This is a genomic window from Streptomyces sp. NPDC059455 (assembly GCF_042750115.1).
Taxonomy (GTDB): domain Bacteria; phylum Actinomycetota; class Actinomycetes; order Streptomycetales; family Streptomycetaceae; genus Streptomyces; species Streptomyces endocoffeicus.
This window is the reverse complement of the sequence record NZ_JBHYVB010000022.1, coordinates 52763-72786: the sequence shown is the minus strand read 5'-3', so window position 1 is coordinate 72786 and position 20024 is coordinate 52763. Positions and strand designations below refer to the sequence as shown.

The 20024-nt window shown below is 64.0% G+C and carries 22 protein-coding genes, 1 tRNA gene, 1 pseudogene and 1 CRISPR repeat array; of the genes and pseudogenes, 5 read left to right on the top strand and 19 right to left on the bottom strand.

From position 1 onward, the window contains the following. Positions 1-22: 22 nt before the first annotated feature. The 18 genes from ACFXB5_RS10875 to ACFXB5_RS10790 all read right to left on the bottom strand — a co-directional run bounded on the left by ACFXB5_RS10875 (position 23) and on the right by ACFXB5_RS10790 (position 13629). Positions 23-97: transfer RNA gene (locus ACFXB5_RS10875), tRNA-Ile, on the bottom strand. A 175-nt stretch (positions 98-272) separates the two neighbouring features. Continuing rightward, positions 273-815 (bottom strand): hypothetical protein, encoded by a 543-nt coding sequence (locus ACFXB5_RS10870; protein WP_385205227.1) that lies wholly within the window; start codon positions 813-815, stop codon positions 273-275. 333 nt (positions 816-1148) lie between these two features. Then, the gene (locus tag ACFXB5_RS10865) at positions 1149-1793 is read right to left on the bottom strand and encodes a hypothetical protein (protein ID WP_385205225.1); all 645 of its coding nucleotides are present in this window, start codon (positions 1791-1793) and stop codon (positions 1149-1151) included. 124 nt (positions 1794-1917) lie between these two features. Beyond that, on the bottom strand, positions 1918-2397 hold the full coding sequence (locus ACFXB5_RS10860; RefSeq protein ID WP_385205222.1) for a hypothetical protein: 480 nt from the start codon (positions 2395-2397) through the stop codon (positions 1918-1920). A 276-nt stretch (positions 2398-2673) separates the two neighbouring features. Further along, positions 2674-3033: a hypothetical protein gene (locus ACFXB5_RS10855; RefSeq protein ID WP_385205219.1), complete on the bottom strand. Its 360-nt coding sequence runs from the start codon at positions 3031-3033 to the stop codon at positions 2674-2676. A gap of 277 nt (positions 3034-3310) precedes the next feature. After that, entirely contained in the window at positions 3311-3589 is a 279-nt protein-coding gene (locus tag ACFXB5_RS10850) for a hypothetical protein (RefSeq protein WP_385205216.1), read from the bottom strand. Between the two features lie 122 nt (positions 3590-3711). Further along, the gene (locus tag ACFXB5_RS10845; RefSeq protein ID WP_385205214.1) at positions 3712-3969 is read right to left on the bottom strand and encodes a hypothetical protein; all 258 of its coding nucleotides are present in this window, start codon (positions 3967-3969) and stop codon (positions 3712-3714) included. A gap of 60 nt (positions 3970-4029) precedes the next feature. Then, complete coding sequence (locus ACFXB5_RS10840; RefSeq protein WP_385205211.1) at positions 4030-4428, bottom strand: hypothetical protein; 399 nt, start codon at positions 4426-4428, stop codon at positions 4030-4032. Positions 4429-4430: 2 nt separating this feature from the next. After that, positions 4431-5039 carry a hypothetical protein gene (locus tag ACFXB5_RS10835; RefSeq protein ID WP_385205208.1) on the bottom strand — a complete coding sequence of 203 codons (609 nt, stop codon included), beginning with the start codon at positions 5037-5039 and terminating at the stop codon, positions 4431-4433. A 623-nt stretch (positions 5040-5662) separates the two neighbouring features. Further along, a complete protein-coding gene (locus ACFXB5_RS10830) occupies positions 5663-6031 on the bottom strand; it encodes a hypothetical protein (RefSeq protein ID WP_385205205.1) in 369 nt (122 codons plus the stop codon). Between the two features lie 117 nt (positions 6032-6148). Beyond that, complete coding sequence (locus ACFXB5_RS10825; RefSeq protein WP_020871807.1) at positions 6149-6535, bottom strand: hypothetical protein; 387 nt, start codon at positions 6533-6535, stop codon at positions 6149-6151. A gap of 177 nt (positions 6536-6712) precedes the next feature. Then, positions 6713-7120 (bottom strand): hypothetical protein, encoded by a 408-nt coding sequence (locus ACFXB5_RS10820; RefSeq protein WP_385205202.1) that lies wholly within the window; start codon positions 7118-7120, stop codon positions 6713-6715. Between the two features lie 188 nt (positions 7121-7308). Continuing rightward, the gene (locus ACFXB5_RS10815; RefSeq protein ID WP_158634868.1) at positions 7309-7467 is read right to left on the bottom strand and encodes a hypothetical protein; all 159 of its coding nucleotides are present in this window, start codon (positions 7465-7467) and stop codon (positions 7309-7311) included. Positions 7468-8501: 1034 nt separating this feature from the next. Then, positions 8502-9323: a hypothetical protein gene (locus tag ACFXB5_RS10810; protein ID WP_385205199.1), complete on the bottom strand. Its 822-nt coding sequence runs from the start codon at positions 9321-9323 to the stop codon at positions 8502-8504. A gap of 563 nt (positions 9324-9886) precedes the next feature. Beyond that, on the bottom strand, positions 9887-11287 hold the full coding sequence (locus tag ACFXB5_RS10805; protein WP_385205196.1) for an NAD(P)/FAD-dependent oxidoreductase: 1401 nt from the start codon (positions 11285-11287) through the stop codon (positions 9887-9889). 34 nt (positions 11288-11321) lie between these two features. Then, a complete protein-coding gene (locus tag ACFXB5_RS10800) occupies positions 11322-12548 on the bottom strand; it encodes an MAB_1171c family putative transporter (protein WP_385205193.1) in 1227 nt (408 codons plus the stop codon). Next, on the bottom strand, positions 12545-13150 hold the full coding sequence (locus tag ACFXB5_RS10795; protein ID WP_385205190.1) for a hypothetical protein: 606 nt from the start codon (positions 13148-13150) through the stop codon (positions 12545-12547). Before ACFXB5_RS10795 ends, ACFXB5_RS10800 begins: the two co-directional genes overlap by 4 nt. A gap of 32 nt (positions 13151-13182) precedes the next feature. Then, the gene (locus ACFXB5_RS10790) at positions 13183-13629 is read right to left on the bottom strand and encodes an XRE family transcriptional regulator (protein ID WP_385205187.1); all 447 of its coding nucleotides are present in this window, start codon (positions 13627-13629) and stop codon (positions 13183-13185) included. Between the two features lie 486 nt (positions 13630-14115). On the opposite strand from ACFXB5_RS10790, the gene ACFXB5_RS10785 reads away from it, so the two are divergent. The 5 genes and pseudogenes from ACFXB5_RS10785 to ACFXB5_RS10765 all read left to right on the top strand — a co-directional run bounded on the left by ACFXB5_RS10785 (position 14116) and on the right by ACFXB5_RS10765 (position 18612). Continuing rightward, positions 14116-14841: a GGDEF domain-containing protein gene (locus ACFXB5_RS10785; protein ID WP_385205184.1), complete on the top strand. Its 726-nt coding sequence runs from the start codon at positions 14116-14118 to the stop codon at positions 14839-14841. Then, a complete protein-coding gene (locus ACFXB5_RS10780) occupies positions 14838-15755 on the top strand; it encodes a winged helix-turn-helix transcriptional regulator (protein WP_385205182.1) in 918 nt (305 codons plus the stop codon). Before ACFXB5_RS10785 ends, ACFXB5_RS10780 begins: the two co-directional genes overlap by 4 nt. A 545-nt stretch (positions 15756-16300) precedes the next feature. After that, positions 16301-17001: a CRISPR direct-repeat array (repeat unit 29 nt; unit sequence GGGGCCATCCCCGCGGGTGCGGGGAGCAG). Between the two features lie 363 nt (positions 17002-17364). Continuing rightward, positions 17365-18194, top strand: a pseudogene (locus ACFXB5_RS10775) (IS5 family transposase). Further along, positions 18191-18334 (top strand): hypothetical protein, encoded by a 144-nt coding sequence (locus ACFXB5_RS10770; protein WP_385205179.1) that lies wholly within the window; start codon positions 18191-18193, stop codon positions 18332-18334. The pseudogene ACFXB5_RS10775 and the gene ACFXB5_RS10770 overlap by 4 nt, the downstream one beginning before the upstream one ends. 101 nt (positions 18335-18435) lie before the next feature. Next, positions 18436-18612 carry a hypothetical protein gene (locus ACFXB5_RS10765; protein WP_020871798.1) on the top strand — a complete coding sequence of 59 codons (177 nt, stop codon included), beginning with the start codon at positions 18436-18438 and terminating at the stop codon, positions 18610-18612. Positions 18613-18768: 156 nt separating this feature from the next. Here the strand turns inward: ACFXB5_RS10765 and ACFXB5_RS10760 are convergent, their stop codons facing one another. Further along, positions 18769-19503: a hypothetical protein gene (locus tag ACFXB5_RS10760; RefSeq protein ID WP_385205175.1), complete on the bottom strand. Its 735-nt coding sequence runs from the start codon at positions 19501-19503 to the stop codon at positions 18769-18771. Positions 19504-20024: the final 521 nt, after the last annotated feature.

The window sequence follows — 20024 nt, the reverse complement described above, 5'->3', positions numbered from 1 at the left end:
ATCGGATTTTCCTGGTCCGGAGTGGTTGCGGCGGGACTCGAACCCGCGACCGCATCGGCTTATAAGACCGGCGCTCTACCAACTGAGCTACGCAACCCGAGTGTGCGGGCGCGCTCCGCCAGGGCGGGCGAAGCGCGGCCCTGAGAGCGGCCAGGCCCAGGGCCGGAGGCCTGGCCGCTGGTCTGGAAATTGAGGAGGCGGCAGTCGGGCGGCTGATTCACAGCCCGGTGTCGATCCTCGACTGCAAGGGCCTGAGCGGAGAGAGGCGGCTATCAGGCGCCAAGCGCCTGAAGCGCGCCATAGTCGGCGTGGCCGAGCGGAAACGTCGCCACCAGCCGGACAGGCCAGAGGGTCTCTTGGAACGGGGCATGGTTGGCGAACCGACCATCGTGGTGAGGCGCACTCTGCCGACCCCGATAGACCTCCAATTCACCAGAATCGAAGTTCACGAGGTAGCCCCACTCGGCGAAGCACACAGCGAAAGCCGTGGCATCCGCAATGTATCCACAGGTGAGAATGGTTAGCGGATCCCCTTGTGTCTTCCACAGCAGTTCATCCCACGTCGGCCCCTCCCGGCCGATGTGCTCAAGATCGTCGGTGTACGGCTTCAACCGCTCGATCTCCTCTGCGGTCGGTACGTCGTCATCGGTCACAACGCGCAATTCACGCGCCATCCTTCGGGCTGTCCCAAGTTCTGCGCGCTCTGCCCATGCCATAACGACGGTTCCGAGCCCAGCGGGAGCGCTGTCGTGCTGGTTGTATGCGATCTTCTTCTGTCCATCGACCACGAAGCCGAGAAAACCACGGGTACTCAATGAGTTACCTCCAGCGTCAGAAGGGAAGGGGCCGAGGACATCAGGGCATTAGATGTTTCAGGACCCGCCTGAAACGAATCTGCCCAGACAGTGTGCGCTCAATGATTTCGACCTGCGCGAATGATTCGTACCTACATACGGCCCTGAGATGCGCTCAATTACCGATCACGCTCGAAACTAATTCAGGCGTCATGAACGAGCATGCCTGCGGCAGCCGATCTGGCACGAGACGTTCCGGTACCCGTAGGGATGCTGTAGCCGTCGGCACTCACGGCGAGGTACAGGTGCGTGTCCCCGTCTCGGGCGTTTTAAGACGCACGCTCTGCCACTGAGCTACGGGCCCCAGCATGTGCCGGATACAGCAGCAGTCCTGCGGCCTTCAAAGGCACGCGTACCGGTACCTGCGATGCGTTCGGTGTGGACAACCCAGGTGACGGACTGCACGATGCTCGGCAGCTCACCGAGCCGCAGCGCGGCTTCGCGGTAGCAGTGGGCCAGCAGTGCGTACCGGCCGGCGCTGCCCAGACCTCGGTCGCGATTCCCATACGTTTCTCCCACCGCGACATCGTGAGCATGCCTGTCTATTACGACTGCATCGGGATCAGAAGGGTCGGCGATACAGCGGAAAAACATTCCTGTCTTCCGCTCCATGGGCAGCACTTCCGCAGGGTCCGCGCCAGCCATGATCTTGGCGACCTTGGTCAGGGCATCTTGAAAGTGACCGACGGGCCTACCGGTCTCATATGCTTGGCGAGCTAAGCGGCAGTTCTCCGACCACGATTTATTTGCGGACAGCGCGGCGATCACACCAGCGCCAGTACGTGCGTCCCCGTCCGTGATCAGCGAGGCCAGTTCATTCGCGACGTGGTACCACGTTCGTCCGCGCTGCATCTGCTCTGGAGTGGCAGCCCGCCATACGGAGATGATGTTGCCAATGTAATGCTCACGTGTCTCGCCAGATGCTTTGATGGAGATCACGGCGCGCCTCCCTCCGAGAATAGGTATCGCGAGAACGACCAGGAGCTTGCCGCTCACCCAAATACGACGTCCAAAAGTTCCCGATTACCGATCTTGAGTCGGCAACCTCCGACATGATTGGCAATCAGCTCTCCCCTTCCCGGAACGGGCAGTTCGAGGAATGGGCGGGATCCCGGTCGAACTCATCTGGGTAGCTTCCGGGCAGCATCCCGTTGTCCAGCAGAGGTGCGGGCCCTTGGCTCAGGAAGGTCCCGAGGTCTGCCAAGCTGCGAACTTCGGCGAGCGGCACCATGGCATCGCAGATTGGACATGGCCCCAGCAGGAAAAACGGTTCGTCGTCGTAGAGCGGATCGCGGTAGGAGAACGTGTAGACCTGCTGTTCATCGTCCGGGTCGCTCGCATGGAGAGTGAGCGGTGCAAGAGGCAGCTCAAGGGAATTCCAGCTTCGGTTCGGCTGCACATACGCCGGATCGATTCCCAGCAACGCCGCCAGGCGGGCGGCGGCCTTCGCGATGTTAGCCGCCTTGCTGTCGGGTATCAGTGGATGGGTCGAATGCCGCCGCAGTTGTTCGTGGGCGGATGCGGCACGGCTAGCGATACTCATGGCAAAATACCTCGAACATTGTTTGTTGTGCGCCGAAGGGTGCATAGCAACGGACCGCTACCGGAGGTATAGGTAGCGGTCCGCGAGATGACTATGGACTCCCGGAGGGATAGCCGACGTTCGGGGAATCCAGGCCCTGCGTATGGGCCTGCCTGACGCGTGTATGGACGTACGGCGCGTTCGTTCGCGCGCCTGGACAGACTCGGGTCGGCGTGCTCGTCGCTGTTCCGTCATGCTTGGCCGACATCACTCATTGTGGTTCGGCGATCGGGATCGTCACACGCTGGTAGTGCTCATGGCGAGTTCCTGGAGCATCGGCTCTGCCTCGTTGTCCGCTTCGAGTTCAAGGTCGGTTGCGAGCTGCTCGACCGCTTCCTCAACGGCACGGCGCATCGCAGCGAGCCCTCCGGCCTCGTGTGCGTAAGAAAGAAGATCGGAGACGATATCCCCGACGAGGAGGGGGGCCAAGTCGGTGTCGAGGCGTGCCCAGCCGTCCTCGCCCGCGAAGTAATCACGCTCGTCCAGCCACTGAAGCGTGGTGAGGAGGTGGGACAGTCCCCGTTCCGGGGAGGTCGACTTGAGAACGTTGTCCTGGGTGATGAAAGGGGGCTTCAGAAGCGGCCCGGTGTGCCTCATAGCGGTACTCCTTTGAAACATGTCATCAGGGGAAGGAGTTCCTAGCCAGCAATCGAGTGAGAGCGGCTGCGCTCTCGGGTGCTGGTCGTTCCAGTGGTAACCACTGTCCACAAGCGGGAAGCCCGGAGTGTGAGTTCAGTTGCGGCCACATGGTCAGCGCTCAGGTCCGACTACGGTGACGGTGAAGTCCCGGGGCTCCTCCCCACTCTGGTCTTGGGACGGTTCCTACTGCGACGCGTCGAATTGAGTCAGCGTCTTCCGAACGCGGTCGCTGCGATCACGCTGCTTTGTCCAGCGGAAGAAGCTTGACGTCATCTACGTCGCGTTCGTTAACGGCCACGTAGCCGTTGCTTCCGTCAATCGGCAGGTCGTCCAGCCATAGATCTTCGTGCTCGGCCACGTGGCCCGTGAGAGCCTCGATGTCATCGGCGACATCGGCTGGGACTTCAAGGGTGATCGGGAAGTCGTAGGTCGCCACCTCGGTTACGGTCAGCTCGACCCTGATCTTGGTCAGCTCCCCCGACTCCGCTATCTCCTCCATCCCCTCGTTGTTCATGGTCTTGCTCGTCTCCTCTCAGGTCGTGAATGCCGGGGGCGCCGCCCGACGTGACGGCGCCCCCGGTGTAGCCCCGCACCCCTCAGGGGAGAGTGGAGGAGGTGCGGGAGTCCTTGGGCGACTCAGTGCGCGACGAAGACATCGTTGTCCCCGACGTTGATCTGCATGGGGACCGTCTCCTTTTCGGTCAGCAGCTCGGGGGCAGTTTCATCGAGGTGCACAGACACCCGTAGTGAAGCGCTGCAAGGGTCCACGTAGGCAAAGACCTGAGCCCCGCCGACTTGGATCGATGGGAGAGTGGTCGGGTCCTCCGAATCTGCTGGCCAGAAAAACGCGTTCAGGTTGGCTTCGGTCGCGAAGTCCCTGCTGATTGCGGTCATTACTTCTCCCTTCTGGGAACGAGTCGGGGCGTGTGGCTCTCCGATGTCTGAGTGCCGTGGTCACAGGTGGCTCACCTTGTTGAACACCTTGGCCCGCTGCTGCGAGGACCAGTCGCCGGTGAGCCGTACGGATGTTTCGGTGACCTTCGTGTCGCCTTCGTATAGGTCCTCGTACTGGCCGTGGAGCCCCGCGTGCTCGGGTACGGCGTCGCCGATCGGATAGGCGGACGGGTCGGTCACGCCGGTCCGGTCGATTCTGTCGACGGCCCAAGCGATCACGTCGTCCTCCCACCATTCGGCGTCGCACCCGTCGTACGCCTCGCACACCGTGGACGGCGATTCGATGAGTCTGCTCTCCCCCTCCATCCACTCACCGCCGTATCGCCCGCCGGTCGGGGGGACGCCCGTCGGGGTGCGGTAGCTCACGACGCTGGGGGTGATTTCGATCGCGTAGCTCATGATCACGCCGCGTCCTGCCGGTCGCGGCTGTATTGCTTGCGCTCCAGATACTGCGGGCTGTAGATCGCGGCCTCACCGGAGTTGACTGGCACACGCCGCGACAGCACGTCATCGATGCGCGCCACGATGTCCGAGGCCCCGTCCAGTGCACCGGCACCGTCACGCATGAGGGATCGCGTGAGTTCCTCAGCCGGGGTGGCCACTGCCAGGTCGGGCGGGATGCCGCGGGCAGGCGCCTGACGGCGCTGTGTAGCCCTCTCTCGGGCCTCCTGCCGCTCTTCCTGTGCCGCGATGGCCAGCGGGCCCTCCGCGGACTCGCGCAGGGCATACAGCAGAGCCTGGTGGCCCGAGGTGGTCCGCGAGTACTTCACGTTCGGGATAACAACGGCCCCACAGCGCAAAACCCACGCGATCGGGGTCCGGTAGCTGAGGACGGTGAACATGACTTCGGCAGCGTCCTCGATGTACTGATCGCGCCAGCGGGGCGGAAGCCGGTTGCCGAACGGTAAGTGGTACCCGTCAACGGCACGGAAGGCGCCGTAGGTGTCGAACGGTTCGTGGCGGGCCAGTGCCTCTCGCGTGGCCCATGAGTGCGTGGCAAACTTCTTCACAGGTCCTGTCCTCTCCAACGATGCGGGACTGTGAGGGCCACCAAGGCGCCAGGCGACGCGTTCGGTACGCGAACGCCACGGGGCGGCATCCCCGAGAGCGACGCTTGGCGGCCCTCGCTTGTCGGGCGGATGGTCAGAGCCGGCGGCCTCCCTGGCTTGGCCGGGACCGTCGGCGTCCTGGTTTCATGAGCGGGAAGTGGCTGAGGCACAAGGGCTGATCATTTGCCGTTGACGGCATGGCATTCCCGCCCGCTGTAGCGGAACGCCCCGAGCACCCATGGCTACGCGTCGTGCCGGTGGCGGGGGCGGTGTTGCACCGGTCGACCCTCGTACGGAGCGAGCGAGCAGACAATCACGGCCCCCGCTCTCTGAGCTTTGAGCAGCCTGGCGGTATAGCTCATGGGTCACGCACTCCTCAGAGGTACGGGGCCCCGGTCCAGGCTGTCCGGACAGTGGACTAGCTGGCTCGTGACCTCGGAAATGCGCTGCGGTGTGATCCCCCTGCACATGATCAGTCCTCCCCATGCTGATCGCCGTCCCACCCCTCGGGGAGGGAGTCTTGCGAACTGCAAGGCCCAAAAGGCGCACCCTCGACAGAGGATGCGCCTTCCGTGACCCGCCGGTCACAGCGTCATCTCTGCACCTGCGGCCAGGTCGAAGATCGCCAGTTGCTCTCGCTCCTTTCCAGCTAAGATCGCGGCCTGCTGATCGGGGATGATCTCGACCGGGTCGATGTAGATCACTCCGTCGGACAGCCACCCGCCCAGACCGTTCGCGGCCCCGTACCGTGCCGTAACGCTGCGGATTAAGTCCGCGAATGCGTCGAACGGCGCGGTGGCGGGGATGGTGTGCTGCGTCGGGGTGAGGCTCACCGCGTACCCGTCGGCGGGCACGTAGGCGCTCCCGTCCGTACGGGCCATGATCGTGAACCCGCCGTTCAGGAACAGGTCGTCGTACAGGGATTCCACGGCAGGCGTGGTCAGGGTGTCCATGATCAGTCCTCTCCATGCTGATCACGGTCCCGCCCGGCATGGCGGGAGTCTTGCGGGCTGCAAGACCACGGGAGGCGCGTGTCCCGGCATGGACGCGCGCCCCTGTGGTCCAGCGGTTCAGCCGTCAGCGTGTACGCCGAGCGCGGCCAGCAGTCCGGCCCATTCCGCGTTGCCGTATTCGGCCACCAGCCAGGCGATGATTCCGCCCAGCGTCAACAGCACAGTCTGGGAGGCCACGACGTACAGGCCCCGCAGGAGACGGTGCTTATCGGCGTACCAGTGGACATCGATCGCCACTGAGCAGCCGAACAGGCGGGGGTGGTACTCCCGGTGGATGCGTCCGAGCTTCGGGTGAGGCCGCGTAACGTGCACGCGGTGCCCATCGGTCGCATGGTCGATGACCCTCTCGAAGCGCCACACCTGGCCAGCGGTGGGACCCGACACCATGTGAATCATGGAACCCGGCTCGACCACGGAGGCGGTGGCATCGTTGATGAGCTGCATGATCCCTCTCCTTGATCATGTGCCTGCAACGGACGGGCGGCGGCACCCCGTTCGGGCGGGGTGCCGCACCCATGCCACGCGGCAGACGTGCTCACCTGCGCGCCCAAAAGATGATCTGACAAACGACCGCTACCGCCAGAGCGCACCAGGTGATCAGGTACAAAGCTCGGTCGGACATCACGCGATCCCGAACTGAAGATCATCCATCAGGTCGGGTTTGTCGCTACGGGCGGCCCAGCGGCGCATACCCGTCGCCCGATGCGGATGGAACGGCGCCCAGTTGGTCGGCTGCACCCGCAGGAATTCCCTGGCCTCGTGCTCCTCGATGGACATGATGGCTTCAAGGAGCGCGGCGTACAGGTCTTCGTCGGTGTAGTCGTTGACCACCAGCGGGAATTCCGCGTAGGTGGTGATCTCCTGCGGGTACCCGGTCTCCGCCTGATCCCGGTTGCTGTTGCGCGCGGGGTAGTTCACGCGGACAACGATCGTGCTCTCGAACCGCTTCGTGTGATCGCGGGCGGTGAACGTCCAGCCCGGCTTGTAGATCACATCTTCCACTAACTCGATCGCGCTTGCAGTTTCCATGATCCCTCTCCAACGGGTCATGAGGGCTCCGGCATGAGCACCCCAGTCAGCGCACGTACGGGACGTGCGCTCAAGTGGGACTCAGTCGGATGTGTCGTCAGCCCGGCCCTTCCATCGGGCCATCAGAGACCTGACGCCGACGAAACCTGTCACAGCCAGACCGGTGACGATTGCAGGCCACGCAGTTGTCACAGCCCCTCCCACGCACCACGGTGCCGAGCCGCCACGCGGGCCGCCGCACGGCTGTTGGTGTGCTGAACGAAGACACCACGGCCGTTGACCACGCCCCAGGAACCCTCCTTCGAGTCCCAGTCGACGTCGTACATCTCGCGGTCGCGTGCAGCCATGATCAGCTGGCGCACTGTAGAACTGTTCGGGTTGACCGCATTCCGCATAGAAGGTGCCATGATCCCTCTCCAATCGATCAGGCAAGCGGCTTCGGCACAGAATCTCTGAGAGCTCTGCAACCACCGGGACGCTACGTCTTTCCGTGCATTCCGCACTGTGGCGAACCGGGCAGGTGCGACTCTGTGAGGCACGATGTGCTCTCACATAAATACGTCGCCCAAAACCGCCCGATTACCGATCAAGTGAGAACTTGAGCGAAGTCTTTCACATTCACACAGGTAGCCATAAAGGGGAATTAGAACTCCTTCATGGCGTCACCGTTGGGTTCTCACATAAATACGGGTTCCGGAGGCCCCCGTATACCGATCTTGCGGGGATTTCTCGAAGATCTTTTCGGCACGACTGGTTGCGGCAGGGCTGTTTGCAGCTCACACTGCACCCCACTGCGACTAATGCCCATGGATCCCTGTCGTGATCACGCGTCCCAGTTGCGGTACTCGCTACGATGCACGTAGATCGTTTTGAGTTGACGCAAATCGATCAGGTCGCCAGCGTCGTTGTACACCCACTCAGTGACATCAATCCTGGTGCACGTAACGCCTTCCAGAGTTTCGTACGTATAGACGATCCTCATGATCGACCCTTCTGCTCTGATCAATTCAGGTGCCGCAGTCACAGCGGCGGCATCTGGGTTTCAGAAGCGAGGGACACGCATTGCGCCATATCGGCGCCATGGCGCCCTCATTCAGATACGTCTCACAGAGCCTCCCGAATACCGATCACTGAAGAATCCGTCCAGACTCATCCCGAAACCACGACTGGGAACGACAGGCCACAGCGTATGCAAAACGGTTCACCGTGAAGCTACGGCACGGACCTGCCCATCGGACATCGCGGAACGGCATGACACCCTCGACCACCGCCAACGCGCGCTCTCATGCCAAATACAGCCAGCCGAACCCCGAATACGAGCCATGGCATGCGCGGAGGCCCCGAACCCTACGGTTCGGGGCCGGGAACGCGCCGACCGCTCCTAGTCGTCCTTCTGTGGGCGTGTGCTGCGATAGATGAGCTCATCCCGCGCAGTGTCGAGGGACGCGGACAGCTCACGCCATTCCTTGGCGCCAGCATCCCGCGCACGCTGAACCTTGGACGATGAATTGAGCGGGCCACCGTACATCTCTTGCGCTGTTTTGCCTATGACACCGGCTCGCCCGAGATCATCCGCATTGCTCGCGTGCCGCAGCATACGCCGTAGCGTCGGGTACTCATTCCCATCCCCCCAAGCGGAGCGGAAGATCGTTTCGCTGTTGCTCGAGAGGTAGGGGGTAACTGCGAGTGTGGTCAGCTTGTCCGCGTGTGGGATCCCGCGTGTGACCTGTTTCCCCGGTGTGGCGTCGTCTTCTTCGGGCTTGACGTCCATCCGGTACCCGTTCCGTGCAGCAGCATCGCGCACCGCCCAGTAGTGGAGGGTCTTGCGGGTGACGATGATCGTTTCGCCGTCTCGGCGAACGTACTGCCACGCACAAGGTTCACGGGAGTCGATCCAGACGGCTGAGACCTCGCATGTCGCGACGATCTCACCCAGCCGCTTCGCGAAGATCAACACAGCATCCTGCGTGACGTCGTCACTCACGTCGTCTGTCCCATGCAGCGCATAGTCGCTGCGTACCACCGTCGCGCTCCCGTCCATCCGCTTCCGTGAGCGTGTGGAGTCGACCGTCCGGCAGTACCCGCGTGCAGTCCTTTGCAGCTCCGCGAAATCTGCTGGCATCACGCGTTTCATGTCCTCTGCTGTGACTTCGCCGCGCTGCCGGTCACCCGGGGTTCCCCTGTTCGATTGTTGTTTGAGCACGATCGTCTCCGATCGTTCGCGACACGTACATGGTGTACTGCGTCTCGGTAATTCCATTCTCTCGCAATTCACCCTTTACACAAGCCCCAATGCCACCCTTTTCGAATTCTCCACAAACCCCTCGACCATCAAACCACAGCAGCCAATCGCCGGAATTCCAGCGAATCGGGGTCGCGGGGAATCAGCAACAGAAGAACCCAAGACAAATGACACCCAAAACAGAACACCGAAAACGCAAATAATCACCACCACGCAATTCCAGGAAATACTTATTTTGCCACCATCCCACGGTCACCCCCACCCGTCTCCCTCAGTACCCCTGGGTATCGAGTTGCGGGTAGCACTGGTAGGGGCCACAGCGCCCCGACCTGCGCCAAGGCAAGCCGAGGGGGCTACCGATCTAGAAGGAAGGGGGATTGGAAGTCCGATTGGCGGGCAGACTGGAAACCAGATCGGCAACTCGAAACCAGCAAATCAGGGCAGGGCTGACTCACTGTGTGGGAAAATATTCAGCAAGCGAACCGGGCCCATCTTCCATATCTTTCGCCCGGTATCTGATTGCACTATTCGCTTGAGGAGGAAGGCCTCGCGAAGAAGAGTAATTCGTCGCTCAGGGGAGGGGCAGAAAGCGCGGGCCGGGTAGGGCCGAGGAGGGTGGCCAGGGCTGCCTTCGGGGACAGCAGCTGCGCCATCGGTTTGGAAAGGGCGAAGGCGCCGTAAAAGGCTGCTGCGGCCGCGGGACGGTCGCTCGCAGTCTTGACGAGCCGGTCCACGTAGCGCTGCATGAGGCGCGCCGCCATGGTGGGGGGTGCGCCGATGGCTTGGGGGTAGAGCACGTCCTGGCTGGTTGCTGTCGTCCACGCGCCGTCGGTGGTGCCTGCGATGGTTCGCTGGATGCGGCGGGCGGCTCCAGAACGCATGCCGTGCCGTGCCAGTCCATGGTGGAGTGCAGCTGCGCTGCGGGCGGCGACGGACATGCCGTGGCCATAGATCGGGTTGTAAGTGGCGACGGCATCGCCGAGGACGATGAATCCGTCCGGCCAGTGGGGAAGCCGTTCGAAGTGCCGTCGACGGTTTGCAGTGCTATGGGAGCCGTAAACGGGGCTGTCAGGGCGTGCACGGGCGATCAGGTCGCCGACGATGGGGTGGCGCACGCCGCGTGCGAAGTCGACGAAGCGGGATGCCTCGGTGGGAGGCTCACCGCCCCGGGTGCCGGAGAGAGTGACCAGCCATCGGCGGTTTTCGATGGGGATGAGGGTGGCAGATTGTCCGGGGCGCGCCGCTAGGTGGTCGGCCTGGACGTTGATGAGGGGGAAGTCGGTCGGCGTCCCTTTCGGGGCTTGGAAGATCCTGGTTGCGTAGGTGAGGCCGGAGTCGACCGTCTCTTCGGCTGGTGCGGTGAGTCCGAGATTGGCCAGCCACGAGCTGGCCTGTGACGTGCGGCCGGTGGCGTCGACGATGAAGTCGGCCTCGAGTTCCGTCTCCTGGCCGCTCTGCTCGTCGCGTACTCGTACGCCGGTGACGCGAGCGGGGCTACCGAGGAGTGCTACGGCCTGGGCGGGAGGAGCCATAGTGATCCGGTCGTTGGCGAGTACCTCTTTGCGTACCACCCAGTCGAGGAGGTCGCGGCTACAGATGATGATGAATTGCATCCGCGGGCCGCGTCGCAGCCACCCTTGAGCGGTCAGGGAGACCAGGCCGCTGGGTACTCCGATCTGTCGGGCGCCGGCCACGGTCCATCGTCGGATGGTGCCGGGTAGGAGTGATTCGATGGCACGGGCGCCTCCTGACCACATCAGATGAGCGTGACGGGCCTGCGGGACTCCTCTGCGGGTTCCTGGGCCGTCGGGCAGGTGATAGCGCTCGACGATGGTGACCTTGTCCATGTGGCTGGACAGCGCCGCGGCGGCCAGTGTGCCGGCCAGCCCTCCGCCGAGGACGACAGCGTGTGCGGGTGTGCGCATGAGGCTGGTGTCTCCGTCCATAGCAGCAAACTCGTTATTCCTTCCGGGTCGGGTTGAGCGAACCTTCCTCTCTCGCCTTTCGGAGTTGGATGAGTACGTCGCGGACGACTGGAGAGTTCGCAAAGGCGCGCGAGACCTCCACCAGCCAGGCCAGTTCACCGATCCCATCGGCCCCGCCTTGTGGGTCGTCCGTCGCCGTGTCCGGTGGAAACTTGATGTGCTGCGCCTTGTCCTCGACGGCGGCCTTAATGCGAGCCGCTTCTACAACCGCGCGGAGTTCGGAGCCGGAAAGGCCGGCTTCTCTGCCGAGGCGCATGGCGAGGTCCTTGACCTGTGGGTCAACGGAGGAGCGCAGCGCGAGACGGCCATCGTTGATCTCTGCCAAGCGCCGGACGAGGCGCAGCTCGAAATTGCCCCGCGGGATGCGTCCTGTCGGCACGATGGCTGGGGTGGCCTGGCGCAGGGCGCTCCACAGCGGATACAGCGCTCGATAGGCGCCACGCCGGCTGACTCGGGTGCGCATGTGCGTCAGATGCTGGCCTCGTGACGGCAGTACGAGGCCGATAGCCATGCATACGGTGGCTGGTGCCGCAAACAGGGGAGCTACATGGGTGCTCAACCCGTCCCAGTCCGTGCCGTACCAACGGGCGATCACCGCGACGAGTTTGGCAAGGCTGAAGGTTAGGCCGCAACTTGCGCCAACGGCGTTTAACTTTAACCCGCGGCGCAGCCAGGGTCGGCCGGCCAGCGCGGCCCACTTCCAGCAGAGCCCCATCAAGGCAATGTCAGCGACGGCCAGGGCGATGAGGTATAGGAGAATGAATTCGCGGATGAAGACTGTGCTGGAGTAGTAAGTGTCGAAGTCCACGCGGCGCTCGATGGGTGCCTCTCCTGCTGCGAAGAGAGCGATCAGCACAGCGATCAGGATGGCGTACGCCACGGTCCACCGACGTGCGGCGCCCCGTGCACGATCCAAGGGGTGCAGCCAATAGGCGAGTGTGACACGGGCCGAGGCACTGAACGCGACGATGATCGCATATACGAACAGGGCGGCCAGATTAGACGTACCGGTGGTCCTGTTGATGAAAGCTATCGAGGCAGGAGCCGCGCTGAACATCGACATGGATGCGAGGGCAAGCATGATGCACACAGCTCGCCGCAATGGGTTATGCGGTGCTTGTCTCAGATCGCGGAGTTTGAAGCACAGCCCGAGCCAGCCGACTAACGAGCAGGTCCATAAAACGGCGTTCGGATTGCTCATTCTTCCCCCTCATCTGGGGCGTGTCCCAAGGAAGTTTCAAGCCGACGGACTACCTCTGCCGTTGCGGGCGATTCAGGCGCAGTCCAGATCTCGTTCGGCAACCAGCGGCTCACCTTGGCCATCAGCAACGAGGCGAAGAAGTCCGCCTCCTGCTCCGCCTCGCTGCTGCAATGAGTCCTGGAGGCAACGATGCGGGCCACTGTGTCGGGGTCCAACGAAGGGAACACCAAACGAGTGGAGGCGTCGCCGACCGCCAGCGTGGCCTCGTGATCCGCTTCCATATGCCAAAACTCATGGCAGGTGATGAGGAGTTGATGCCACGGACTGGTGTCTTTCTCGCAAAGTATGTAGTGGGCACTGTCTGTGGCCACCCATAAGCCGCTGACTGTGTCCGGGGGAAAAGAGACGAGCCGATGATGTACGGCTCGGCCGAGCCGCTGCCTCATGCGCCCACATAAGGCGGCCACCACCTGGTCAGGCTCCGCGGGGACAGGGAGGTCGAGATCCCGGACGAGCGCCTTACAACTACGGCGCATTGTCTTCAGGTCCATCGGATCACCGTGCCGCGGTTGGTTGGTCGTGTTCCAGACCACGATGAGCATCCACGCCCCCCGGCCTCGCCTGGTTCACATGCTCAGTCCTTCGTTTCAGGTGGCTTTGGCGGAGTCCCGTCAGTCTCCAGTACGTGCTCGACGATCTTTGTCACCGCCGCGAGGCCCTCGGGAGTCAACTCCAATGCCCGTAGGGCGAGTTGCCGTACACCCAGGTTGTGGGCGACCTTGGCGAGTTCGATCTCGGCGTCGGTCTGTGCTGCGGTGACCTCGTCGAGCAGGTAAGCCGTCGGGACACCGAAGAAACGCGCCAGAGCCGTGAGCAGTTCGGAGGAAGGCTTCTTCTTCGCTCCGGTCCTCAGCGCCGAGAGGTATGCACCTCCGACCCGGATGCTGGGGTTCGCCTGCTTGACGGCTTCGGCTACCTCACCATTGGTGTATGCGCGCCCCTTCGGACCATCCGGACGGATGCTGTCGAACAGGCGGTTCAGTTTCTCGGCCAGAGTCGCGCTCGGCTCGGCATCGGACATGGGGCCCTCACCTCCACCGCGTTGTGCCGGAGCTGTCTCGAACTCCCAGTTTTCAACCACTGGTTGACAGCCCTGGCGGATCAGAGTCTAGACTCACGCACCGCCACTCATCAACTACTGGTTGAACAATACATCCGGCCAGTCAACCTGCAATTGATCTATGTCATGCGCAGGAGCACCGAGGACTCACAGCGGGGCGCTCGGTCACCAGTCGATGACCGAGTCAGCCACGTTCACGCCGGCTGAGCACGGGGGACCAGCCAGAGCGCAATGCCAGACGGCCGACCCGACCAGGGGCCGCTGAAATCCAGCGAGAGCCGCCGTCCGTGAGTCCCAGCGCTCCCGCGCAGGGAGAAACCGATGATTGCCACCCCCCGACCACTCCCCCAGCCCCCTCCACCGCCGGACGGCTTACCCAGAGGTGACACGCAGCAGGAGCAACCTGCGCACAGAACTGAATCCCGCTGCCCGGCATGCCAGACCCCTTTGACCGACGAACTCACCGGCGTCCTGGACCGGCGCCGGTGGGACCACGACGCCTCGCAGGCACTGCTCCAAGCACGCCACAAGCCCTGGCCCCTGTCCTTGATCCTGGTCGATCTCGACCGTTTCAAGGACATCAACGACCTGTACGGGCACCCTGCCGGAGACGCCGTACTCCGCGCCGCGGCGACAGCGCTACGCCACCACAGCGGCGAACGAGGCATCGTCGGCCGCTACGGCGGGCACACCGGCGACGAGTTCCTCATTCTGCTGCCCGACACCAATCTGGAGGCCGCCCTGGCGGTCGCCCGGAGCATCCAGGTCCACATAAGCAGCCTGTCGGTACCTGCCATGACCAGTTGCGAGTCGGCCGTGACCATTACCGGATGGACCGTGTCCATGGGTGTGGCCGCCTGCACCGACCTGATCCCCGGCGACCTGTCCGAGCTGCTGCTGGAGTGCGACGTGGCATTGCGCGATGCCAAGCGCAGCGGAGGCAATCAGATCTGCATTGCCGGCTCGCAAGCCGCGGCGTCCCACCGCGAGCGTGATCCCAGGGTCGAGGAGGTGCACCAACTGGCCGACGGTGAGGTGTGCATTCCGCTCACCCGCTACCTGAAGGCAACCCCCTACGCCCCGCGTTCACTGGTGTTGTCGTCCGAGTCGGCTCACCGGCTTCACGCCGACCTCACCGCCGTACTCGACCAACTCGCCCATACAGAACAATGAACGGCATCCGCCAGTGGCTGCCCACGTGGATTCCGCGGGCAGGAAGACGTGAGGCCATTGCGACAGGCTTGTGGTGGGACGCGATTCGCACGTCAGCCGAAATTGGATACCAGGTGCTTGACGTCCTCCGCCACCAGATTCAATGTACACCGGGCCCGGTTATCGCAGACCTGGAAGGAAGAGAACCACACCTATACTTCCTGGTTCGGCGTTCCACAGCTCACCATTGGAGCGCACCGGGGAGTCGCGCACTCGGCAAAGGCTGGTTCGTCGTTGTCCCCAGCTATTCTCTCACCGCCCCTCCGGGCCCACACTGGACTGTCCCGCCCTGTCCTGATGAGCCGTGGTCGACCAGTCCCAGGTTCCTCTGCCTCGCCCTCCACCTGGTCAGCATGGGGACTCGGTCGTCCAAGGCGCCCCAACAGCAACCATTAGCGTGGAAGGCACGAATGTCCCGCAGCGAGCACCGCCGACGCCCAGAAACGAATAGCGCAGAGGTCACCTCAAGCACGGGCGCGAAGCCCAGAGACCACATATTCACCTTAAACCTGCGCCACGCCCTCCATATTCTCAACGGAGAGTGGATACCCGACGTCCTGGTGGCACTGGCAGAAGGCCCCAAACAGTACACCGGATTACTGAGCACCATCCGAGAAGAGACCCACGAAGACGGCTGGTCAGAGACTCGGCACCTCTATCTCCAAGAAAGTGTGTTGAACCGGACCCTAAGGCGCCTGGAGCGGGAGGAGCTCGTCGAGCGTCACCGCGAGCCCACATTTCCCTACCGTGCCCGCTACCAATTGACGTCGGCTGCCAACGAGTTGCTGACAGCTCTCACCCCGCTGACGGAGTGGCCCAAACATCATGCGGACCTTGTGAGTCGCGCCCAGCAAGCCGGTCACAGGGAACAGTAGTCAAGAAACAGTCGGATCGAATCTCGGACCGGCCGGCTGCACCTGACGGCCAACCCGGCGCTGCGGGCGAAGGCGGACAGCAGCCTGGAGAACGCGGCCCCGTATCGTCACGATGTATCAGTGCGAGATCACGGCGCTGACCTCGGGCACGGTAAGGGGCTAGGACCCGGAGCAGACCTCGCGGAAGCTAGCGGCGAACGGGAACCCCGACCTGAGCGACGCCCCCACCGCTCTGCATCCTGGTATTGATCAGCATGAACGCCAGGAGCGAGGGCCTACGACGGTCTGGGGCCAGTGAGGCGCAAGGTGGTGACACTCGCCACCAGCGCGCCAGCAAGGCGTACCGATAGAGGCAGCGTCCGCGTCAAACAGCTGGACGTCCCGTGTGGCCAGGCTTACCGCACGCCGTTCCCAAGCGGAACTTCCCCTCCACCCACACCGAGCATGACTCACACCAACCGCAGATCTCGCCCCGCGCCGCCCACATCCATTACCGAGCCCTCCGCCGCGAGACTGCCACTCGTCGCCTGGTTCTGGCCATAGGCGGAACTATCCCCGCAGGTGGCGGGGAGCAGACGTGCCGACGACCAGACTCTGGGTGTCCGCAGGGACCATCCACGCGAGTGCGGGGAGAACTCGAGACGTCGCAGGAAGCGCGTCACCCCTTCGGAGCCATCCCCGCGGGTACGGGGAGCAGGAGATGTCCGTGACGGGACACGGCACTGCCACGGGACCATCCCCGCGGGTACGGGGAGCAGGGTCTGTCGCATCTGGCAGACCGCCCCTTTGTGGGGCCATCCCCGCGGGTGCGGGGAGCAGGGCAGGATGTGCCCGAAGTTCGGCCCGGCCGTGGGGCCATCCCCGCGGGTGCGGGGAGCAGGACCGTATGGAGCCGGTGCCGGACCCGGAGACGGGGCCATCCCCGCGGGTGCGGGGAGCAGAGGAAGGCGAAAGTGCCATCGCTTGGTTCCTCGGGGCCATCCCCGCGGGTGCGGGGAGCAGACAACGAACGGAACCCTCATGCCTCTCAAGTTGGGGCCATCCCCGGGGGTGCGGGGAGCAGCACAGGGCGCCGCTGTCCACGAGTGTCGCGAGGGGGCCATCCCCGCGGGTGCGGGGAGCAGAGTTCCCAGTGGCCGTGAATGCTGGCGTGGTCGGGGCCATCCCCGCGGGTGCGGGGAGCAGGCCCGCCGGATGGCGACTTCGCGGTTCTCGCAGGGGCCATCCCCGCGGGTGCGGGGAGCAGGCTCCCTGACCTGCATGTCTATCTGCCAGCAGGCGGTTCGCAGAGCACTTTCCCAAATTCCGGCATGCCGGACATAAGTTTCCCATCTCTTCCGAGATTCGCGCCATGGTTGCTTGGCCGACCCGCCTTCCCTAAAGCCCAGACCTCGGCCACCAGGGCCACCAACCCCTTCCCGCTCGACACAGCCTTCCTACGGTCTATATTCGCGCAGTCCTCGCGAGCCCACAGCACCCGCCAGGTGCACATCGTCCACGTCACTCAGAGGGTGGTATGTGACATGATGCCGCGTTTGTTGTCGCTGGAACGTGTGGCACAGTCGTATCGGGGCTGAACGGGGAGTCCTGTCGTGCTGGAGTGTTCTTCGTGAGCGACCGCCAGCCCTACAAGAGCAACTTATCTGACGAGCGGTGGGCCCTGATCGAGCCCGTCATCGCCTCCTGGAAGGCCCGGCATCCCTCTGTCAGCGGTCACCAAGGCGCCTACGAGATGCGGGAGATCGTCAACGCCCTGCTCTACCAGTCCCGTACCGGCTGCCAGTGGGACTACCTCCCCCACGACCTGCCCCCGGTCGGAGCGGTGAAGTACTACTTCTACAAGTGGCGCGACGACGGCACCGACCAGACCATCCACGACCTGCTGCGCTGGCAGGTCCGCGAGAGCCGGGGGCGCTAGGCCGACCCGAGCCTGGTGGTGCTCGACACCCAGAGCCTGCACGCGGCCGTCGGGGTGCCCGCCGACACCACTGGAAGGGACGCGACAAAAGAGTCCCAGGCCGCAAGCGCGGCCTGGGAGTTGATGTTCTCGGTCTGGTGATCGCGGTGGTGGTGCTGGCCGCGTCCGCGCACGACAACGCCGCCGGCATCGCCTTGCCGGACAAGGTCGCCGCCGACACCGGCACGGTGCAGAAGGCCCTGGTGGACCAGGGGTTCAAGACCGCCGTCGTCGACCACGGGCAGAAGGTGGGCATCGACGTCGAAGTCGTCGAGCGCAACCCGGCAGCCAGCGGGTTCGTCCCGCAGTCCAAGAGGTGGGTGGTGGAGCAGGTGAACGGGATCATGATGCTGCACCGCAGGCTGGTACGGGACTACGAGCACCGGCCCGCCTCCGCCGAGTCGAGGGTGTACTGGGCCATAAGCGACGGGATGGCCCGGATGCTGACCGCGACCTCCACCCCCACCTGGCGCGGCGCATGAACGGCAGCGAGCTGACCTTGGGAGCGGTGCTGGCGCACCTGAAGGAGCAAGAGTGCGAGATCGCCGCGCAGGCCGAGGCCGCGCGGGGACGCATCGCGGAACTCTCCGCGCAATTGGAGGAGTTCGACCGGGTCGCCTAGGAGGTCCGCATCACCCGCAAGACCTGCTGGCGCTGCCTGATCCGTCCCCGCCGACGCCGCCGGCCGCGAAGCTGCCGGACCATCCGGCCTACCGGCAGATCATGGCGGTGTTCGCCGCGGCCGACGCCCCGCTGCGGGCACGGGCGGTCTGCGAGGCGATGGATCTGGAGATCGCGCCCAGCAACATCAACAACGTCCGGCTGAAGCTCAAGCGGCTGGTCGAACGCGGGATCCTGATCGAGCCCGAGCAGGGATTGTTCACCCAGCCACGGCCATAGCCACCCGGAGAGGCCACCACCAGCCCGACAGCCCCAGCGGCAAGCGCGAAACGGGCAGCACGTCACTTACCGCTCTCTCAGTGCTGCTGCGTCCGGTCGAGGTCTTCGCTTCGCATCCCTGAGCCCGAGTCACCACCCCCCGGCCGCGTTTGCGGATCAGGTGAAGTCGACGCCCGTTTCGCTTATCCTGACCGACACGTTGTGCCAGGCCGCGGGAGACATGTGAGGGTTGAGGAACTGGCAGTCGTACCCGGTGTCCTCGCCCACCTTCACGACCTTGAACGCCGGCATCCGGTCGCAGCGCAGCTCCCAGCCGGGCTCGTGGTAGCCGTCCCAGAACCGGCTGTACACGGCCTCGGACTTCAGCACCGTCGTCCCGTGGGCGCTGACGCCGTACTCGACAAGAAAGTCGCTCTCCCGGTACGTGGAGGGGACGGAGATGGTCCAGTGGACGTTCACCCCGTCGTATTTAACGGTGCACTCCGTCTTCTTCCCTGCCGCCAATTGCACACCGCCGTCGGCGCACCACGCGCTCGTCCGGCCCTTGAACTGGGTCATGAGCAGCGTCTTCTGGCGGAGTGAGTACAGCACCTTCTCGGTCGCCGAGGCGCCCAGACCGGGGTCGGGCGGCAGGAGCTTCTCCGCCTGGTCGAGGCCGGAGACGAAGCCCTGGTACGTCTTCGTGACCCTGACCGGCAGTGCCTGGCCGGACGGTGAGGGGCTCCCCGTGGGGGTGAGGGTGGGGAAGGGGAAGGACGAGGCGCTCGGGCTCGGGACCGGTGCGGAGGCGGAGTCCTTGCCGCCGTCCTCGCCGGAGGAGGAACCGGAACAGCCGCTCATCACCGCCGCAGCGATCACGCACAGGGAAAGTCGTGCCCAGACAAGGTCCATGGGACTACTGATACCAGCTTCGCCCGGCAGGGGGGCCACGAGTCGAAACCGCAACGGGCTTGTGGGTCAGGCGTGCTGAACGCCTCCGTGCGGTTGCGGCAGGGAAGACGGCCGGCGCGTGCGCGGACGTGCTACTGCTTGGCGACTGCGACCGGGGAAGATGACCGTATGCCGCAGTTCAGCACACCCCAGGTGCGATTCCACCGCTCGGCCATAGCCACCCGGAGAGGCCACCACCAGCCCGACAGCCCCAGCGGCAAGCGCGAAACGGGCAGCACGTCACTTACCGCTCTCTCAGAACCCAACCGGCTCCTGGACCACCCAGCAAGCCCGCAAATACCTCACGGACCTCAGCGACGACGCCGAGACAATCAGATTCCACACTCCTCGCACCTCCCACTACGACGCTCAGGCGCGTGAACAGAGCTATGGCCTCCGGCAACATCAGCCGCGCCAAGAGGGTCAAATTCAGTGGGTTTCAGCGGGTTTGGACCGTCCATGAGCACAGCGCCTAGCGAAGT

Bases quoted from the DNA above. Each gene is read 5' to 3' on its own strand.
- ACFXB5_RS10860 (WP_385205222.1), bottom strand. From the start codon at position 2,397: ATGAGTATCGCTAGCCGTGCCGCATCCGCCCACGAACAACTGCGGCGG.
- ACFXB5_RS10855 (WP_385205219.1), bottom strand. From the start codon at position 3,033: ATGAGGCACACCGGGCCGCTTCTGAAGCCCCCTTTCATCACCCAGGAC.
- ACFXB5_RS10850 (WP_385205216.1), bottom strand. From the start codon at position 3,589: ATGAACAACGAGGGGATGGAGGAGATAGCGGAGTCGGGGGAGCTGACC.
- ACFXB5_RS10845 (WP_385205214.1), bottom strand. From the start codon at position 3,969: ATGACCGCAATCAGCAGGGACTTCGCGACCGAAGCCAACCTGAACGCG.
- ACFXB5_RS10840 (WP_385205211.1), bottom strand. From the start codon at position 4,428: ATGAGCTACGCGATCGAAATCACCCCCAGCGTCGTGAGCTACCGCACC.
- ACFXB5_RS10830 (WP_385205205.1), bottom strand. From the start codon at position 6,031: ATGGACACCCTGACCACGCCTGCCGTGGAATCCCTGTACGACGACCTG.
- ACFXB5_RS10825 (WP_020871807.1), bottom strand. From the start codon at position 6,535: ATGCAGCTCATCAACGATGCCACCGCCTCCGTGGTCGAGCCGGGTTCC.
- ACFXB5_RS10820 (WP_385205202.1), bottom strand. From the start codon at position 7,120: ATGGAAACTGCAAGCGCGATCGAGTTAGTGGAAGATGTGATCTACAAG.
- ACFXB5_RS10815 (WP_158634868.1), bottom strand. From the start codon at position 7,467: ATGGCTGCACGCGACCGCGAGATGTACGACGTCGACTGGGACTCGAAG.
- ACFXB5_RS10805 (WP_385205196.1), bottom strand. From the start codon at position 11,287: ATGCGCACACCCGCACACGCTGTCGTCCTCGGCGGAGGGCTGGCCGGC.
- ACFXB5_RS10800 (WP_385205193.1), bottom strand. From the start codon at position 12,548: ATGAGCAATCCGAACGCCGTTTTATGGACCTGCTCGTTAGTCGGCTGG.
- ACFXB5_RS10795 (WP_385205190.1), bottom strand. From the start codon at position 13,150: ATGCTCATCGTGGTCTGGAACACGACCAACCAACCGCGGCACGGTGAT.
- ACFXB5_RS10790 (WP_385205187.1), bottom strand. From the start codon at position 13,629: ATGTCCGATGCCGAGCCGAGCGCGACTCTGGCCGAGAAACTGAACCGC.
- ACFXB5_RS10780 (WP_385205182.1), top strand. From the start codon at position 14,838: ATGAACGGCATCCGCCAGTGGCTGCCCACGTGGATTCCGCGGGCAGGA.
- ACFXB5_RS10770 (WP_385205179.1), top strand. From the start codon at position 18,191: ATGAACGGCAGCGAGCTGACCTTGGGAGCGGTGCTGGCGCACCTGAAG.
- ACFXB5_RS10765 (WP_020871798.1), top strand. From the start codon at position 18,436: ATGGCGGTGTTCGCCGCGGCCGACGCCCCGCTGCGGGCACGGGCGGTC.
- ACFXB5_RS10760 (WP_385205175.1), bottom strand. From the start codon at position 19,503: ATGGACCTTGTCTGGGCACGACTTTCCCTGTGCGTGATCGCTGCGGCG.